The organism is Streptomyces stelliscabiei (assembly GCF_014873495.1).
Taxonomy (GTDB): Bacteria; Actinomycetota; Actinomycetes; order Streptomycetales; family Streptomycetaceae; genus Streptomyces; species Streptomyces bottropensis.
In genome coordinates this window covers 1,428,238-1,445,194 of the sequence record NZ_JADBGF010000001.1, presented here as the reverse complement: position 1 = coordinate 1,445,194, position 16,957 = coordinate 1,428,238, and the positions used below count along the sequence as shown (strand labels likewise).

Here is a 16,957-nt window from a genome sequence, read left to right as displayed (position 1 = left end):
GGCCCGTACCGATAGCCGAGCTTCCGGAGCCGCCCCGGAATAGTTGCCCCGCGCTTCCCCCACGGGCCCGTACGCGGTTCTCATTAAGGCCGCTTTACGACTCCTCCACAAGCGGAAGCCGGGAGGGGAACGCCCCGATCCGGGAAATTTGCGCACAGTGACAAAAACCCTGTGGGCATACTTGCCGCTGTTTTATGAGGAGTGACGAACGCCGTCCGGAAGTCGTCTGTCGGCCCGTTCGCCCTGCCTGACATGCTCGCCTGCATGGGGAGCCTCTTCGCCGAACTGGCCCGCCGGGCGTCGACCAACGCCCGCCGCGAGGTAGAGACGTACACGCGCGAGATACCGGAGCTGGGGTTCCTGGAAAGGGACCCCCGGGCCCGGGACGAGACGCTGGAACACGCGCTGTGGCTGCGGCAGCGCACGGTCGAACTCTCGCCGCACAAAAGCGAGTTGACCGAAGGCGATCTTGATTGCATCGCGTCGATGGGGGAGTCGCGGGCGGGCGCCGGGATGTCGCTGGACGCGCGGCAGCAGGTGCTGCGGGTGCACACCGCGCTCATGCTGCGCGAGATCAACGAGGCGACCGAGGCCCAGCGCGGCGGCGGCGTCGACGAACTCATGCGGATGATGACCTGGTTCGCCCCGCAGGGCGAGCGGGGCATCGGCGCCTACCGCGAGGGATTCGTACGCGTACTGCGCCGCCGAATGCCGTACACCGAGCAGGTCGCCCTGCTGGCCCGGTCATTACTGAACGGCGATCCGATAGCGGCGGAACTCGCTGTCGCCGTGGACATGGAACTGCCCGAATACTGTGTGGTGACGGTGTTCCGGCTGGCCGAAGCCCCCCTTGTCGACCGATTCCTGGAAAACGGGATCGAGACCCTCGTGAAGGCTCACCGCACGCCCGTCATGTGGGGCCCGAGGGCCGACGACGGCGGCGGTGAGCTGATCGCGCTGGTGCCCCTGCCCACGGACGCGGCGGCGAAGGAGGGCGTGCCGCCGCCCACCGTGCCCGGCCTCCTGCCCGACCTCGTCCCCGACCATCTGCCGGATGTCGTGCGGGACTTCGCCCTCGCCCTCGGCCGCCCCTGCGCCGTCGGCACCGCCGTCGCCCCGTCTGCCGAGCCGGGCGACGCCCTGGACAGGGCACGGCGGATCAGCCGGACGGCCCCGCCGCGGCCCGCCTCCGCCCGGCCGCGGCCGTACACCCTGGCCGACGTCTTCGTCGAACTCGCCGTCGCGGACATGCCGTTCGTCGACGCGTGGCTGCGCGCACTGGCCCGCCGACTGGACTCCGGTCCGGACCTGCTGATCACGCTCGACGCGTACTACCGCCACGACATGCACCGCGGCACCACGGCGACCGCCCTCAACGTCCACTCCCGCACCCTGGACTACCGGTTGCGCCGGGTGCGGGAGCTCACCGGCATCGACCCGGGCTCCACGCGGGGCGTACGCACGCTCAGCGCGGTCGTCACCCGGCGCCTGTCGGGAGCCTGGCGCTGACCGAGCGCGAGGTGCGGCACGGGGTGGTCGCCGTGCCCGCGGCGCCGCCGATGCGGCAGGCTGGGGGCGTGAGCAACTCCAGTGACTCCCTCTTCGTCAAGATCTGCGGCCTGAGGACCGAGCAGGACGTCGACACCGCCGTGGAGGCGGGCGCCGACGCCATCGGCTTCGTCTTCTCGGCCAGCCCCCGCCGGATCGACGCCGCCACCGCCGCCCGGCTGGGCCGCCGCGTACCGGAGCACGTCCTGACGGTCGGCGTCTTCCGCCAGGAACCCCTCGACGACGTGCGGGCCCTGGCCGAGGAGTCCGGCATCCGGGCGATCCAGCTGCACGGCCCCGACGACCGCGCCTACTACGAGGCCCTGGCGGCCGACGGCCGGACCCTGATCCGCGCCGCCGCGTTCGGCGACTCGGTGCCGCGCTGCGGGGAGTTCGGCGAGGACATGCTCCTCCTCGACGCGCCCGTCCCCGGCTCGGGCATCGCCTGGGACTGGGCGCGCGGACCGCAGGCGACCGCCGGGGAGAGGTGGCTCCTCGCCGGCGGTCTCACCCCGGAGAACGTGCGCGACGCCGTCGCCGCGACCGACCCCTTCGGCGTCGACGTCTCCAGCGGCGTGGAACAGCGCCGAGGCGTCAAGGACCCCGCTCTGATCAGGGAGTTCGTCGAGGCGGCCCGTGCCGGGAGGTGACGGGTGGCCGTGGCGCCGCCGGCCGCGGGGCGGTGCGTCACCGGTGTGAAGCTGTGAGTGGTGATGCCCGGCGTTCCCCCGGAAGTGACCCTGGGGTAGGGTCCCCACGTTCCGGCTACCGGCTGAAGGTGGGCCGGTACGGGGAGTGTCGGAGGGGCGGGCGGCATGATGAGGGAAATCCGGTCGGGCGAGGGTGTGTCCGTGGAACTGGACGGCGCGGGGCTGGAGGCGATGTCCGCCGAACCGCTGCTGACCCGGGACTACGAGACGCGCCCCTCCCTGGTGTACGAGCGGCTGCGGCAGCGGCACGGCGCGGTCGCGCCGGTCGACCTGCTGGGCGTACCCGCCTGGCTGGTGCTCGGCTACCGGGAGTCGCTCCAGGTGCTCCAGGACGACGCGGGCTGGCCCAAGGGGCTGGAGAACTGGCGGGCCAGGACCGAGGGCAGGGTTCCGGCCGACTGGCCGCTCGGACCCTCCCTGGAGGTCAACCACGTGCTGATCCAGGGCGGCCCCGGCTACCGGTCGCTGCGGACGGCGTGGGACCAGGCGCTCAAGCCCTTCCAGGACCCGCGCAACCCCCAGACGAAGCGGCTGAAGACGGCCGTGACCGCCTACGCCGACGAGCTGATCACCCTGATGGGCGAGGCGGGCGGCACGGGACTGGCGGACCTGTCCGCGCAGTTCGCACGGCCCCTGCCCCTGATGGTGGCCAGCCATCTGCTCGGCTTCCCCGGCTCCCAGGGCGACGACGCCCTGATGGACATGTGGCGGGTCCTGGACGCCGGACCCGACGCGGGGCCCGCCCTGGACCGGCTGCTGGGCGCGCTGGCGGAGCTGGCGGAGCTGAAGCTGAAGACGCCGGGCGAGGACTTCCCCTCCTACCTGCTGGCCGCCCACCCCGACCTCTCGCTCGACCAGCTGGCCCGTGAGCTGTTCATGCTGCTGGGCATGACGTCCGACCACGTCGGCATCCTCATCTCCAACACGGTCGTCGAGGTCCTCTCGGGCGAGGACAGCGTGCGGGCGAGCCTGTCCGCCGGCATGGTCCGGGAGGCCATGAACCGGGTGGTCATGCGCAAGCCGCCGCTGGTGAACTTCGTGCCGAGGTTCGCGGCCGCGGACACCCGGCTCGGCAACTACACGATCCGCGCGGGCGACCCGGTCTGGGTGTCCTCCGCCGCGGCGCACGCCGACCCGCTCTTCGCCGGCAACGTCGGACGCGGCGCCACCGTCAGCACCCGGGCCCATCTGTCCTGGGGCGCGGGCCCGCGCCAGTGCCCGGCTCGCGAACTCGCCTCCACGGTCGCCGCGGTCGGGGTGGGCCGGCTGTTCGAGCGGTTCGCCCACCTGGACCTCGCGCTGCCCGTCGACCAACTGCCCTGGCGTTCCTCGCCCTTCATGCGGGGTCTGCGCTCGCTGCCCGTGCGCTACGAACTGGTGCCGCCGCAGGAGCAGCCGCCGGCGGTGTACCCGGCGGCGGCCGGGGCCGGCGAGGGGGACACGGCGGGGACGGTGACGCCGGACGTGTCCGCCCGGCAGCGCTCCTCGCTGTGGCGCTATCTCAGGGGACTGATCCGCTCCGGCCGCTGACGGACGCCCACCGGGTCAGCCGCCCTCCCCGGTGAGCAGCCGCCGGGGATTGGCGATACGGAACGCGTACGCCGCGGCCCCGCCCAGCCCGAAGCCGGGCTGCTGCGGAAGTTCGGCGTAGGGGCGGTCGGAGCCCTGGACGACGGCCCGCACGCCGAGGGCGCGGACCACGGCCTCGACGGCCGTCGGACCGTAGGAGGACGTCTCGACGAAGACGTCCGGGTCCGCCCCGGCGTCCGCCCCGCCGCTCCGCGCGGTGAAGCGCTCGCCGTGCAGCGGGGCCAGCCCGGCCAGCAGGGCGAAGCACACCCGCAGCCGGGGGTGGCGGGGACGGCCGTAGGCGCGGAAGGCGAACCAGGCGGAGTGCATCTGCTGGACGTAGGGGACCATGGCGGGCCACCAGCCGGGCCCCTCGGCGCCGCCGGGCGCGGGTCCGGGGTGCACGAACAGCGGGAGGCCGCGTTCTTCGAGGAGGTCCAGGAGCGGGGCGCAGCGCGCGTAACCGGCCGCGTCCCCGAGGGCGTCCGCCGGGAGCTGGAGGCCGACGAAGCCCCGGTCGAGGTCCTGGGCCGTCACCTTGGCGTCGATGTCCCGCACGCAGGCGGCGGCCCACGCGCCGAACGGTTCGGGGAGCGCGGCCGAGCCCTCGTGGTAGGCGTCGAGCAGGGGGCGCGCCTCGGTCGCGGGCAGCCACTCCACGCCGATCGGCGAGGAGAGCGAGACCAGGGCCCGGCCGAGGCCGTCGGTTCCGGCGAGTTCCGTACGCAGGGCGATGTCGTGGTCGGCGGGCGGGATGCCGTAGGGCGGCTCGCCGTCGAGGAACAGGGTCCAGCCGTCCAGGTACGGCGGCTCGCGGCGGGACCGCAGGGCCGTCACCAGCGAGGGGGTCCACAGGTGCTGGTGCACGTCGCAGTTGGTCATGCCGCTCCTTCCGCCATGGTCGACGCCTCCCCGGTCAGGGCGCGCGGTCCGCTCCGGACGCCGTCGGAGTCCAGGATGGCGCGGCACACCGTCTCCACGTCCATCCCGCACGGCCGGTCGTCGTCCGGGCGGGAGAGAACTTCCCTGATCGCGCGCCGCAGGAACGCAGGACCTCGTCCCGGACCCTACGCGCGCCGGAGGCCGCCCGCTCGCCGTCCCGTGCCCCCGTCACGCCCCGCATCGGGTGTCTCCCCTCACTCGCCCGCCTCATTATCAAGAGGGCCAAAGTTCACATATAGCGATAACTCGGGCGCCTTGGGGATGGCTTGGTGTGAACGTAACGTGCCGTTCACGGAATTCCATTGACTGTCATTCAGTCACCGACAACTCTGCATGACCATATGCAGTCGGGTAAGGGGCAGTCTTGATCAGATTCGACGCGGTGAGCAAGAAGTATCCGAACGGCACGACAGCGGTGGACGATCTGTCCCTGGAGCTGGCCGAAGGTGGCATCACGGTCCTGGTCGGTCCTTCCGGCTGCGGCAAGACCACCACCCTGCGCATGATCAACCGCATGGTGGAGCCGACCGCCGGCACGGTCAGCCTGCGCGGCCGCGACATCCGGGAGGTCAACGCGCCCGAGCTGCGCCGGGGCATCGGCTACGTGATCCAGCACGCGGGACTGTTCCCGCACCGCACCATCCTGGACAACATAGCCACCGTTCCGCTGCTGCTGGGGTGGGGCCGGAAGAAGGCGCGGGCCAGGGCGGCGGAACTGCTCGAACTGGTCGGCCTGCCCGCCGAGATGGCCAAGCGCTACCCGAACCAGCTCTCCGGCGGGCAGCAGCAGCGGGTCGGGGTGGCCAGGGCGCTGGGCGCCGACCCGCCGGTGCTGCTGATGGACGAACCGTTCAGCGCGGTCGACCCGATCGTGCGGGCGGAGCTGCAGGCCGAGTTCATCCGGCTGCAGAAGGAGCTGCACAAGACCATCGTGTTCGTCACCCATGACATCGACGAGGCGATCAGACTCGGCGACAACATCGCCGTGTTCCGCACCGGCGGCAAACTCGCCCAGTTCGACAGCCCCGAGCGGCTGCTCGCCCGTCCCGCCGACGAGTTCGTGGCCGACTTCGTGGGCCAGGACCGGGGCATCCGCAGGCTCTCCTTCGTCGACGCGGCCGAACTGCCGCTGCGCGACGGCCCGGTGCTGCCGGTCGGCTCGTCCGTGGCCGAGGCCCGGAGGGCGGACGCCCCCTGGGTGCTCGTCGTCGACGAGGCCCGACGGCCGCTCGGCTGGGCCGCGACCGACGCGCTGCCGGCCACCGGCACCCTCGCGGACGTGTCCCTGGCCCCCCTCGGCCACACCTTCGGCCTCGACGGCGACTCGGCCCGCGCCGCCCTCGACTCCGCCCTCCTGTCACCCGCCCGCCTCGCGGTGGCGGTCGACGCGCGGGGCGTGGTCGTCGGCGTCGCGGACGCCTACGAACTGTCCGCCGGCGCGGTCACCGCCGCGGAGGCGGCCGAGACCGCGTCCACGGCGTCCGCCGGCAGGACGGCCCCCGCCGACGCCCGCGCGGCGGTGAGCGATGAGTGACGGCGAACCGCTGGTCCGGTGGGGGTGGATCGCCGATCACACCGCCGAACTCGCCGAATACACCGGCATCCACCTCAGACTGGGCCTGCTGCCGGTGCTGTTCGGGCTGCTCGTCTCCGTGCCGCTCGGCATCCTGTGCCACCGTTTCCGCTGGCTCTACCCACCCGTGCTGACCGTGTCCAACATCCTGTACTCGATCCCGTCCCTCGCCCTGTTCATGGTCTTCGTCCGCTACACCGGGCTGACCGAACGGACGGTGATGATCCCGCTGACGCTCTACACCCTGTCCGTCCTGGTCCCCAACGTGGTCGACGGCCTCGCCTCGGTCCCCGAACCGGTACGGCTCGCGGCCACCGCGATGGGGTTCGGCGCCGTGCGCCGCGTCGTCCAGGTCGAGCTGCCGATCGCCGTCCCCGTCGTCATCGCCGGCGTACGCGTCGCCGCCGTCTCCTCCATCAGCCTCGTCGCCGTCGGCCAGCTGATCGGGCAGGGCGGCCTCGGCTACTACATCACCCGCGGCCTCCAGCTCGACTTCCCCACCCCGATCGTCACCGCGATCGTCCTGATCATGCTGCTCGCACTCGCCACCGACGCGTTGCTGGTCCTCGCGCAGCGGCTGCTCACCCCGTGGTCCCGGAACAAGGTGACGTCGGCATGAACGACTTCCTGAACCAGATGCGGCTCGTGGGGGACTGGCTGACGTCCTCGGCACAGTGGCACGGAGACGAGGGCATCCCGCGGCGGCTGCTGGAGCATCTCACCTACAGCGGGCTGTCGTTGCTGTTCGCCGCCGTCGTCGGGCTGGCGTTCGGTCTGCTCGTCGGGCACACCGGCCGTGGCGCCTTCGCCGTGGCCACCGTGGCGAACCTCGCCCGCGCGATCCCGACCTTCGGCCTGGTCGTCCTCGTGGTCACCCTCGCCGGGCTGAGCACCGCACCCGTCCTGGTCGCCCTGATCGCGCTCGCGGTGCCGCCGATCCTCATCAACACCTTCGAAGGGGTACGGGGCGTGGACCCCGCCACCCGGGACGCCGCGCGCGGGGTCGGCATGACCGAGTGGGAGATCCTGACGCGGGTCGAGGTGCCGATGGCGCTGCCGCTGATCCTCCTCGGACTGCGGGTCGCCGCGATCCAGGTCGTGGCCACCGCGACCGTCGCCGCCTACCCGGGCCTCGGCGGCCTGGGCCGCTACATCGTCGACGGACTCTCCCGCAACGACTACGAGTTGGTCATCGGCGGCTCCACGGTCGTCGTCGCCCTCGCGCTCGTCGTGCAGCTAGGGTTCACCGCGCTGCGACGCGTGGTCGTCTCACCGGGGCTGAGGACCACGGCGAGCAGGTCCTGAACCCCGACACCGCATACCGAATCCTGACCCCTGATCCTGACCCTGATCCAGAACCTGATCTTGAGTTTTCGAGCTTCCGGGCTCCGAGAGAGGAACGACCCATGCGAGGCATGTACAGAGGCGCCGCCTTCGGCCTCATCACCGCGCTCACACTGACCGCCTGCGGCGGTGGCGGTGACAGCGACGACAACCCGCTGGCGGGCGACAGCGGTGGTGGCGGGGGCAACGCCATCGTCGTCGGCTCGGCCAACTTCCCCGAGAACCAGCTGCTCGCCGAGATCTACGCGCAGGCCCTGGAGGACAAGGGCCTGAAGGTGACCCGGAAGTTCGACATCGGCGCCCGCGAGGTCTACTACGACCAGGTGGTCAAGGGCGGCATAGGCGTCCTGCCCGAGTACAACGGCGCCCTGCTGACGGTCGCGGTCGACAAGAACAGCACCGCGACCAGCACCGAGGACATCAACGCCGAACTGGAGGAGAAGCTCCCCTCGTCGGTGGAGATCCTCGACTCCGCGGCGGCCGAGGACAAGGACTCGGTGACGGTCACCGCCGAGACCGCGGCCAAGTACAAGCTCAAGACCCTCGCCGACCTCAAGCCGGTCGCCGGGGACATGACCCTCGGGGCCGGGTCGGAGTTCAAGACCCGCGTCCAGGGCGGCGTGGGCCTGAAGAAGGTCTACGGCGTCGAGTTCGGGAAGTTCCAGCCGCTCGACGCGGGCGCCCAGACCACCCTGGTGAAGCTGCTCAAGGACGGCAAGGTGCAGGCCGCCAACCTCTACACCACCGACCCCGCCATCGTCGCGGACAAGCTGGTGGTCCTGGAGGACCCGAAGAACCTCTTCGCCTCGCAGAACGTCACGCCCCTCGTCTACAAGGACGCGGTGAACGACAAGGCCAAGGACGCGCTCAACGCGGTCTCCGCCAAGCTCACCACCGGGGACCTGCTGGAGATGATGAAGAGGCTCAGCAACGACAAGGAGGACTCCGACACCGTCGCCAAGGACTGGCTGACCTCCGCCGGTCTCGCGGGCTGAGGATCCTCGGCCGCACCCACACCGTCCGCCCCCGCCCCTGCCCGGCACCACGCATCGACGTCCCCGCCGGGCAGGGGAGGGCTCCGCACACGACGACCGGCCGGGAGACCCGATGACGGACGCTGTCGACACCGAGGGACCCGGCGCAACCGGCACCGGCGAACACGGCGGAACCGGCGCGGCGGCGCGGCTGCAGCAGCTGTTCGAGGGACGCCGGCTCACCCCGACGCAGCGCCGTATCGCGCACTGCCTGGTCCGGCAGGCGGCGGACGCCCCCTACCTGTCGAGCGTGGAGCTGGCCCGGCTGGCCGGCGTCAGCCAGCCCTCGGTGACCCGCTTCGCGGTCGCCCTGGGCTTCGACGGCTATCCGGCCCTGCGCGACCGGCTGCGGGCGGTCGCACCCGCCGGGCACGACGTCGACGGCCGGCCCGCCAATCCCTACCAACGGGCCGTGCAGGCCGAGATCGACAACCTGCGGCAGTTGGCGTCCCTGCTCACGGACCCCGGGCCCGTGCAGCGCGCGGGCCGTCTGCTGGCCGTCTCCCGGCCGCTGCCGGTGCTCGGGCTGCGTGCCTCCGCCGCGCAGGCACGGAGCTTCGCCTACTTCGCGGCGAAGGTCCACACCGACGTACGGCTGCTCGACGAGGGCGGCTCCCTGCTCGCGGACCGCATCGACGCGGCCCGGCAGGCCGGGGCGAGCGCGCTGCTGTGCTTCGCGCTGCCCCGCCATCCGCGCGAACTCCTCGACGCCCTCGCCCACGCCCGTGCCGCCGGGCTCACGGTGGTCACCGTCGCCGACGGCACCTTCGCCCCCGTCGCCGCCCACAGCGACGTACTGCTCCCCGCCGCCGTGGGCACCGGCCTGGTGTTCGACACCGTCGGCGCGCCCATGCTGTTGGGCCAGGTGCTCCTGGAAGCGATGTGCGACGCCCTCCCGCAGGCCCAGGCCCGGCTGGAGGAGTTCGACGCGCGGGCCGCTGAACGCGGCCTGTTCGTCGACTGAGCGGCCCGGTCTCGCGGCTCCGCCCACTCCACTCGTCGGCTCACTCCGTCGAGCGCAGCGCCTTCCAGACCCGCGGTCGTACGACGCCGTCGACGACCAGCAAACCCTTCTCCCGCTGGAAGCTCTCCACGGCGGCCTTCGTCCCGTCGTCGAACGTGCCGCTGACGCCGCCGGGTCCGAGGCCGTAGCCCCGCTTGGAGAGCATGCACTGTGCCTGTCGGACACGCTTGTTGCTGTCTCCCAGTTTCGTGCGTCCGTTGCCGTAGTAGTACGTGCAGTCCGTGAGCCAGGCCGGGGACCCGGGTTCGGTGGCCACCTCGCTCGGGGACGGCGATGTCTCGGTGGGCGCGCTGCTGTTCGGGGCGGGCGCGGAGGCACCGGTTCCCGGGTCGTCGTCGGCGCCGGTCCCGGAGCCGTTCCCGGAACCGGGGGCGGACGAGTCGGCGCGCGGCGTGCCGTCGGCAGGGGTCCGCTCGTCCTCGCCGGACCTGCCGGACACCTCCGAGGCCCCCGATCCGCCGTCCGGGGCGGCGCCCGCACGGCCGGAGCCCTTGGACGGCGGCAGCGACACGGAGTCGCCGGGCCGGGCGTCGGCGGACGTCGTCGTGCCCCTGCGCGGCGAGGCCTCGGTCGTGGCGGGGCTCAGCAGGGTGAGGACGGCCCCGGCGGCCGCCAGGCACGCGGCCAGACCGGCGGCGCCGATCAGCACCCGCCTGTGGCGGGCCCGGCCGCGGGACGGAGCGGGCCGTAACGGCTGGGCCGAGGCGTCCTCGGGGGACGGACCCGGCGAGGCGTCGGCCGCGACCGCCGCCGACGGCTTCGCCACCGGTCCGGGACCGGGCTGTTCGAGGGGGACCCGGCGCAACGTCTCGCACGCCCGCTGCCGGGCGAGCACGCGGGCGGCCAGCGGCTCGGGCCAGTCGAACGTCCCGGACGGCTCGGCCTCACCGGTCGCCCCGGCGTCGGGGAAGTCGTACGCGACCGCTTCCGCGCCCCAGGACTCGGAGGCGGCCGCCTCGATCAGCTGCCCCGGCGTCGGCCGCCGGCCGGGCTCCTTGGCCAGGCAGGCGGCGAGCAGGGAGGCGAGCGAGGGATCGGCGGTCGCGATCTCGGCGAGCACGTCCGGATTGGGTTCCTCGAACGCCACCCGGTGCATGACGTCCACGCCGGTACCGTCGCCGAACGGGGCGCGGCCGGTCGTCGCGAAGACCAGGGTGCAGGCCAGGGAGAACACGTCCGAGGCCGTGTCGCACTCGCCGGTCCGCAGATACTCCGGCGACATGTAGGCCGGTGTGCCGACGCGGTTGCCCGTGCCGGTGATCGCGCTGGCGTCGGCGGCCTTCGCGATGCCGAAGTCGATGACGTGCGCGCCCTGGGCGGACAGCAGGACGTTGGACGGCTTGAGGTCCCGGTGCACGATCCCCGCGGCGGAGAGGTCGGCGAGCGCCTGCCCCAGCTCCGCCACCAGCCGCCGCACTGCGGCGGCCGACAGGGGGCCGTCCTCGTCCACGGCGGCCGACAGATCGAGTCCCGGCAGGTACTCCGTGGCCATCCACAGCAGTTCGTCCCGGAAGCCGGTGCCGGCCAGGCGCGGCATGCGCGGCGTGCGCACCCGGCTGTGCACCGCCGCCTCCTGCTCGAAGCGGCGGCGGAACCGGACGTCCTCCGCGTACTCGGGCCTGATCACCTTCACCGCGACGAGGTCGGGCCCGGCGTCGGCGGGGCGTGCCAGATAGACGCGCCCCATGCCGCCGCTGCCGAGCAGCCCGAGCGGCACATAGGGACCGATACGGTCCGGGTCGCCGGGGCGCAGCGGCAGGGCACCCGCCTGCCGCAGCGCCGGAGCCCTGTCCGCCGTCGATGATGGCGGAACCGGCCGCTGGTCTGACACAACACCCCCGAAATGACTTTTGGCGTACGTCAGTTCGCCCCCAAGAATGCTGAGGCTAGCTCAGCGGGGGCTCGCGTTCCGGGTAATCGGTCACTTCCACCCAGTGAAAACGCTCACGAGCCCTGCTCAGGAGGTCTTCCGCCGCACCTCGGTCGTCCCCGAACCGATCAGGCCGATCCGCAGCACCGTGCCCGTGAGGTCGGTGAACGACTCGACGTTCGCGCTGCCCTCGCCGCGCGGGGTGGCCGCCCTCACCCGGTACGCCTTGGGGGAGGCGTCCCCGATCTCCACCTCCAGTACGGCCCGGGAGTTGGGCGGCAGCGTCACCAGGGTGGTGTGCGTGTCCGCGGAACGCCGCACCCGGACCGACACCGGCCCGCGCAGCGAGGGCACCGTGCCGTCGACCTCGGTCAGCGACCCCGTCCTCGGCCGGATCCGGAACCCCGCCGCGCCGGGCTCGCTGACCTGCACGCCGAGGATGTGGCGGGCCACGGCATTGGCGGGCGCGGACGCCCAGGCGTGGGAGAGCGTCATGTTGGACTTCAGCGCGGGGTCCCACGCCTCCGTGACGACGGTGGCCCTGAGCACGTCCAGCATGTGCAGCCACGAGTTGGTCGCCGTGGAGGTGAGCAGGGCGAGGGCGGCGTCGGAGCGGCCCAGCCGGAACAGCGCGTCGAGCAGGAACTGCGCCCCGTACACGCTCACCTTCGTGCCGCCGGCCGCGAGGGTGTCGCCCAGCCTGGCCAGCACCGCCTCGTCCAGTCCGTCCGCGACACCGAGGGCCACCGGGAAGGCGGTCGCGTGCTGGGCGCTGTGGGTGGTGCCGACGCCGTCGAGGAAGCGCCCGCCCGCACGGTCGAGGAGGGTGGCGCGCATCGTGGTGGCGAGGGTGTCGGCCCGGCCGCGCAGGGTGGTCGCGTCGGCGTTCTTGCCCAGGGCCGCCGCGCACTGCGCGAGAGCCGTGAAGGCCGCGTACTGGAAGGCGTTGACGACCGTGTTGACGTGGGTGAACACATAGCCGTCCCGGCTGGCGGCGGGCCAGTCGACCAGGTCGCCGAGGTCCTGGCTGGTGTTGCCGGGCGCCTTGCGGACCAGCCCCTCGGAGTCCAGGTGGGAGGTGAGGTTCTTCGCGGTCAGCAGGTCGTAGTCCTTCGCGAGCTGCCGGTCGTCGCCGGTGGCGAGATAGTCCTCCCAGGCGGAGATCGCGCACATCAGCCGGTACTCGGTGGGCCAGGTGCCCTTGCGGACCAGGTAGTCGTTCGACCAGCGGGCGAGAGCGTAGGAGCGCTGGACGCCGTACTCGGAGAGCTGGTTGATCAGCGCGTCGCCCTCGTAGGGGCCCCGTTCGCGGGTGGGTGTGTCGGTGTAGAGATCGCCGCGGGTGGCCTCGATGGAGTAGCGGCACAGCTCCCAGACCCGGTCCAGACCGGCGTCCGAGCTGCGGAACGAGGCGTGCGAGTCGTCCCAGTCGAGCTTCCAGGCGCGACCGGTGACGACCGCCTTCGACAGGTCGAGTGTGGTGCGCAGTTCGGCCCAGCGGAAGCCGCGGTAGCCCCAGTGCTCGAAGCGCTGCTCGCCGTCGCGCAGGGTCCACACCTCGCGGTAGGTGTTGGTGGCGCGCAGCTGGTACCTGACCGTGCCGTCGGTGTTCAACTCCTCGCCGAGCCGCACCTCGACGGTGTCGCCCGCGCTGCCCGTGATCTGCAGGGCGAGTCCGCCGACGATCTCCCGGCCGAGGTCGACCAGCCAGCGGCCGTCCGCGACGCGGGTGACCGAGGCGGGGGTGACCTCGTGCGGGCGGATCGCCTCGATCAGCGCGGGCACGAGATCACCGATCGCGGGGCGGACCGCCGGCCTCAGCCAGTCGCCGTCGTCGAAGCCGGGCTTCGTCCATCCCACCGGCTCGCGGCGCAGGTCCCAGTACTCCTGCGGAACGGTGTAGTAGCTGCTGCCCGCGCTCCCCCTGGAGGGCAGCAGACCGGCCTGGCGGCGGGCCTTCCAGTGGGCCCCGGAGGCGACGGTGGACCGGCTGCCGTCCGTGTACGTGATCTCCAGCTGGGCCAGGAACTTCTGCTGCGAGGTGGTCCAGCACAGCGCGGCCAGCGCGTTGGCCTTCCCGTCCGCCCGCAGGGTGGAGGTCACGTCGAAGGCCTGGTAGGCGGTGCCGGTGCCGGAGCGGACGGAGGCGTACCCGACGGTCGTGCCGTTGCTCCAGACCTTGGCGACGTACTGCCGGGCCGGGTCGGGGGAGGTGGCCGCGACGTAGAGGATCGCGGCGGCTATCTCCTTGCCGGCCTTCGTGTCGTACTCGTGGCGCAGCAGCGCCCAGGTGTCGTCGGTGCCGTAGGAGGACAGCGAGGACGCGCCCGTGGGGAAGGTGAGGACACCGCCGGAGACCGTGCCGGTGGCGAAGGTGCCCCTGTCGGAGGCGAAGTCGTCGTCGAGGAGGACCGTGCCGTCGGCGGCGGTGAAGGTGACCCGGTCGTAGGTCTGCGACTCGGTGCCGCCGTTGCGCAGGCCGACGTTGCCGGAGGCGTAGCGGCTGTCGGTGGTGGTGTCCACGACGGTGCCGTTCACGGTGGTGGTGAAGGTGGCGCCCGTCATGGTGACGCCCAGGTCCACCCATTCCCCGGCGGTGACCGCGAACGGCAGCCGCACCTCGCCGAGCACGGTGTAGGTGCCGTTCACGCAGACGTGTTTGCGCAGCAGCCCGGTCGTGCCCGCGCGCAGCTGCCACATGTAGTTGTCGGACGTGTTCGCGGCCCGGAACCACAGCCCGGCCGCCACGGCGGTGATCTTCACGCGGACGGTGAGCGTGCCGTCGGTCATCACCGGCCCGGCGGGCGCCCAGAGGGGCTTCGCCTCCCACTCGTCCTCGACCGACGTGGCCAGCAGGACGGGCTCCGACCACGCGGAGCGCTTGTTGCTCCAGCTTCTGACCCGCCACCAGTAGGCCGTACGGGGCTTCAGCGCCGGTCCGCCGTACGGCACGGCCGTGGAGTCGGCGGAGTCCCGCTTGCCGGAGTCCCACAGCAGCAGCTCGTCGTCCTCGAACCCGCCCGGGGTGGTCGCCACCTGGAGCTGGTAGGCGCGCTGCACGGTGCCCTCGCGGAAGTCCGGCACCTGCCAGCTGAAGCGGGGGTCGCGCCCGGCGTCCGTGGCGAGCGCCCGCGGCAGCAGGTCGGTGAGCATCCCGGTCGGCACGAGCGCCTCCTCCGCGGTCAGGGCCATGTCCACCGGGCCGTCGGCGGCGAAGGCCCGGGGGCCGGCCAGGACGACGGAGGCCGCCGCGGCGCCGCTGAACCGGAGGAGTCTTCGCCGGGAGAAGTCCTGCGCCATGGTGCATACCTTCGGTCGAGGGGCCGGTTGCTGAGAGGAGGAGTCGTGAAAGGTTTCAACGCGATTGCCCGGAGGTTAGAGTTCCGCGTCGAATCCGGTCAATAGGTGGGGCGGCAGTGAATACCTGAGGAATGAAACGTTTTAATAAGGTCGAACAGCTCGTTCAGCCGGCTCTCCGCGCCCGTGGACGAACCCCGCGTCCCGGTGCCACCGGGCTCGGCTAGAGTCTCGGCTCACCTCGGTCGGACGTCCTGACCGGGGCTGTGCGCTGGGGGTACGGCACCATGGGGCCCGAACGAACGGACCTGCCCGGTTACGAGATCCAGGACACCCTGGGCCGGGGCGGATTCGCCACGGTGTACCGGGCCCGGCAACTGGCGGTGGGCCGGGAGGTCGCGCTGAAGGTGGACAGCAGGGTGCTGTCCACACCACGCGACCGACAGCGCTTCCTGCGCGAGGTCACGGCCGCCGGGCAGCTGTCCGGACACCCCCACGTGGTCCCGGTGTACGACGCCGGGGTCCTCCCCGACAACCGCCCCTACATGGTGCTGGAACTGTGCCCCGGCGGCTCCCTCGGCGACCGGCTGCACCGGCAGGGCGCGTTCCCGCTCAAGGAGGCCCGCGACATCGGCGTGGGCCTCGCCGACGCGGTGGCCGCCGCCCACGCCGCCGGAGTGCTGCACCGGGACATCAAGCCCGGCAACGTCATGGTCAACCGGTACGGAGGCGTCGCCCTCACCGACTTCGGTCTCGCCGCCATGCCGCGCCCGGGACGTGAACTGTCCGTCACCCGCGAGGCGTTGACCCCCGCGTACGCGCCGCCCGAGGCCTTCCGCATGGCGGAACCCAGCCCGGCCGGCGACGTGTACTCCCTGGCCGCGACCGTCCACGCCCTGCTGTGCGGCCGCCCGCCGCACCACCCGGAGGACGGCACCCAGCTCAGCCTCGCCGAACTGATCGTGCGCCACACCTGGCCCTACGCCGACCTGCCCGGACTGCCGCCCGCCCTCAACGCCGCACTCCGGCACGCCCTCGCGCCCGACCCAGCCGGCCGTCTGTCCGACGCGGGCGCCTTCCGCGACGCGCTGGCCGCGGTCGACCTCGACACCGTGGACCTGCGCGGTGGCGGAGGAGCGGGCGGTGGTGGTGGGTTCGGCCCGGCGCCCGGTATGACGACGGCGCCGTCGCACCCGGGCGCGCCGCCCACGACCGCGCCCCCGTACCGGGGCGCCCCGCCCACGACGATGCCGCCGTACGGGGTCGCGCCGCCCGGCGGTGGCGGTACGACCGTGGTACCCGGACCCGACGGTGGTGACGGTGACGGCGGGCGGAAGGCGGCGCGGCGCCGGCCGGCGGTGATCGCCGTGCTCGCGGCCGTGGCCGTCTCCGTGAGCGTCTCGGTCACCGTGGTGACGTACCAGAACGACGACGAGCCCGACGCCGGGGCGGGCGGCTCCTCCGCCACCGCCCCGCCGTCCGCCGACGCCACCGCCGAGGGCGCGGGGGCCTCGGGGTTCGGCGTGGCGACCACGGCGGAGAACTGCCCCGCCACGGACGTCGGCGGGGTGGGCGGCCGATGCGTCGCCGGCCCGGAGTGCTGGAGCGGCATCGTCGACATCTCCGGCATCGTCACCGTCAGCCGTGCCGACTGCCGGACCAAGCACGTCTGGGAGACCTTCGCGATCGCCCCGCTGCCGAAGGACGGCATGACGAACAACGCGCGTGACCTGATCAAGCACCCGGACGTCAAGGCGCTGTGCTCGCAGAAGGTCATGGCCGCGACGATGACCGCCGGCGGCCGTGATGTCGCGAAGGACTGGAACGTCGACATCATCCCGCCGTCGGCCGCGCAGTGGGACGAGGGAGTGCGCGTCTTTCGCTGTGTGGCCGCGGCGGTCACCGACGACGGCGAGAAGACGGGCAGCCAGTTCACGGTGGCCGGCTGACCATGGCCCTGTCACATGGGCCAGACCTCCGATCACCTGTCCGTGACGGGACTCTCATGGCACGTCGGCCGCATAGCCGCGACCATGGTGTTCCTCA

12 protein-coding genes are annotated in these 16,957 nt (G+C 72.5%); 9 read left to right on the top strand and 3 right to left on the bottom strand.

Going from position 1 to position 16,957, the window contains the following annotated elements; all coding sequences use genetic code 11:
• Positions 1-264 precede the first annotated feature (264 nt).
• The 3 genes from H4687_RS06235 (at position 265) to H4687_RS06225 (ending at position 3,788) form a co-directional block, all read left to right on the top strand.
• Complete coding sequence (locus tag H4687_RS06235; protein ID WP_179860194.1) at positions 265-1,509, top strand: PucR family transcriptional regulator; 1,245 nt, start codon at positions 265-267, stop codon at positions 1,507-1,509.
• Between the two features lie 50 nt (positions 1,510-1,559).
• Complete coding sequence (locus tag H4687_RS06230) at positions 1,560-2,198, top strand: phosphoribosylanthranilate isomerase (RefSeq protein ID WP_179860320.1); 639 nt, start codon at positions 1,560-1,562, stop codon at positions 2,196-2,198.
• A 165-nt stretch (positions 2,199-2,363) separates the two neighbouring features.
• Positions 2,364-3,788 (top strand): cytochrome P450, encoded by a 1,425-nt coding sequence (locus tag H4687_RS06225; protein WP_046913737.1) that lies wholly within the window; start codon positions 2,364-2,366, stop codon positions 3,786-3,788.
• Between the two features lie 15 nt (positions 3,789-3,803).
• On the opposite strand, the gene H4687_RS06220 is transcribed toward H4687_RS06225, so the two are convergent.
• The gene (locus H4687_RS06220; RefSeq protein ID WP_046913736.1) at positions 3,804-4,709 is read right to left on the bottom strand and encodes an amidohydrolase family protein; all 906 of its coding nucleotides are present in this window, start codon (positions 4,707-4,709) and stop codon (positions 3,804-3,806) included.
• A 424-nt stretch (positions 4,710-5,133) separates the two neighbouring features.
• Here H4687_RS06220 and H4687_RS06215 point away from each other — a divergent pair, with 424 nt between their 5' ends.
• The 5 genes from H4687_RS06215 to H4687_RS06195 all read left to right on the top strand — a co-directional run bounded on the left by H4687_RS06215 (position 5,134) and on the right by H4687_RS06195 (position 9,684).
• Entirely contained in the window at positions 5,134-6,303 is a 1,170-nt protein-coding gene (locus H4687_RS06215; RefSeq protein WP_046913735.1) for an ABC transporter ATP-binding protein, read from the top strand.
• Positions 6,296-6,961 (top strand): ABC transporter permease, encoded by a 666-nt coding sequence (locus tag H4687_RS06210; protein WP_005474952.1) that lies wholly within the window; start codon positions 6,296-6,298, stop codon positions 6,959-6,961. The genes H4687_RS06215 and H4687_RS06210 overlap by 8 nt, the downstream gene beginning before the upstream one ends.
• A complete protein-coding gene (locus tag H4687_RS06205) occupies positions 6,958-7,647 on the top strand; it encodes an ABC transporter permease (RefSeq protein WP_046913734.1) in 690 nt (229 codons plus the stop codon). Before H4687_RS06210 ends, H4687_RS06205 begins: the two co-directional genes overlap by 4 nt.
• Before the next feature lie 110 nt (positions 7,648-7,757).
• Positions 7,758-8,681, top strand: coding sequence for an ABC transporter substrate-binding protein (locus tag H4687_RS06200; protein WP_046913741.1), 924 nt, complete (start codon positions 7,758-7,760; stop codon positions 8,679-8,681).
• Positions 8,682-8,793: 112 nt separating this feature from the next.
• Positions 8,794-9,684, top strand: a complete 891-nt coding sequence (locus H4687_RS06195) for a MurR/RpiR family transcriptional regulator (protein ID WP_046913733.1) — start codon at positions 8,794-8,796, stop codon at positions 9,682-9,684.
• Between the two features lie 40 nt (positions 9,685-9,724).
• Here the strand turns inward: H4687_RS06195 and H4687_RS06190 are convergent, their stop codons facing one another.
• Positions 9,725-11,575, bottom strand: coding sequence for a serine/threonine-protein kinase (locus tag H4687_RS06190; RefSeq protein ID WP_046913732.1), 1,851 nt, complete (start codon positions 11,573-11,575; stop codon positions 9,725-9,727).
• Between the two features lie 126 nt (positions 11,576-11,701).
• Positions 11,702-14,914 (bottom strand): family 78 glycoside hydrolase catalytic domain, encoded by a 3,213-nt coding sequence (locus H4687_RS06185; protein ID WP_046913731.1) that lies wholly within the window; start codon positions 14,912-14,914, stop codon positions 11,702-11,704.
• A 284-nt stretch (positions 14,915-15,198) separates the two neighbouring features.
• Here H4687_RS06185 and H4687_RS06180 point away from each other — a divergent pair, with 284 nt between their 5' ends.
• Positions 15,199-16,860, top strand: coding sequence for a serine/threonine-protein kinase (locus H4687_RS06180; protein ID WP_192781654.1), 1,662 nt, complete (start codon positions 15,199-15,201; stop codon positions 16,858-16,860).
• Positions 16,861-16,957: the final 97 nt, after the last annotated feature.

What these genes read in the sequence shown, in the direction of transcription:
- H4687_RS06205 (WP_046913734.1), top strand. Translation starts at nt 6,958, where the DNA reads ATGAACGACTTCCTGAACCAGATGCGGCTCGTGGGGGACTGGCTGACG.
- H4687_RS06195 (WP_046913733.1), top strand. Translation starts at nt 8,794, where the DNA reads ATGACGGACGCTGTCGACACCGAGGGACCCGGCGCAACCGGCACCGGC.
- H4687_RS06210 (WP_005474952.1), top strand. Translation starts at nt 6,296, where the DNA reads ATGAGTGACGGCGAACCGCTGGTCCGGTGGGGGTGGATCGCCGATCAC.
- H4687_RS06225 (WP_046913737.1), top strand. Translation starts at nt 2,364, where the DNA reads ATGATGAGGGAAATCCGGTCGGGCGAGGGTGTGTCCGTGGAACTGGAC.
- H4687_RS06200 (WP_046913741.1), top strand. Translation starts at nt 7,758, where the DNA reads ATGTACAGAGGCGCCGCCTTCGGCCTCATCACCGCGCTCACACTGACC.
- H4687_RS06230 (WP_179860320.1), top strand. Translation starts at nt 1,560, where the DNA reads ATGCGGCAGGCTGGGGGCGTGAGCAACTCCAGTGACTCCCTCTTCGTC.
- H4687_RS06235 (WP_179860194.1), top strand. Translation starts at nt 265, where the DNA reads ATGGGGAGCCTCTTCGCCGAACTGGCCCGCCGGGCGTCGACCAACGCC.
- H4687_RS06180 (WP_192781654.1), top strand. Translation starts at nt 15,199, where the DNA reads ATGGGGCCCGAACGAACGGACCTGCCCGGTTACGAGATCCAGGACACC.
- H4687_RS06185 (WP_046913731.1), bottom strand. Translation starts at nt 14,914, where the DNA reads ATGGCGCAGGACTTCTCCCGGCGAAGACTCCTCCGGTTCAGCGGCGCC.
- H4687_RS06220 (WP_046913736.1), bottom strand. Translation starts at nt 4,709, where the DNA reads ATGACCAACTGCGACGTGCACCAGCACCTGTGGACCCCCTCGCTGGTG.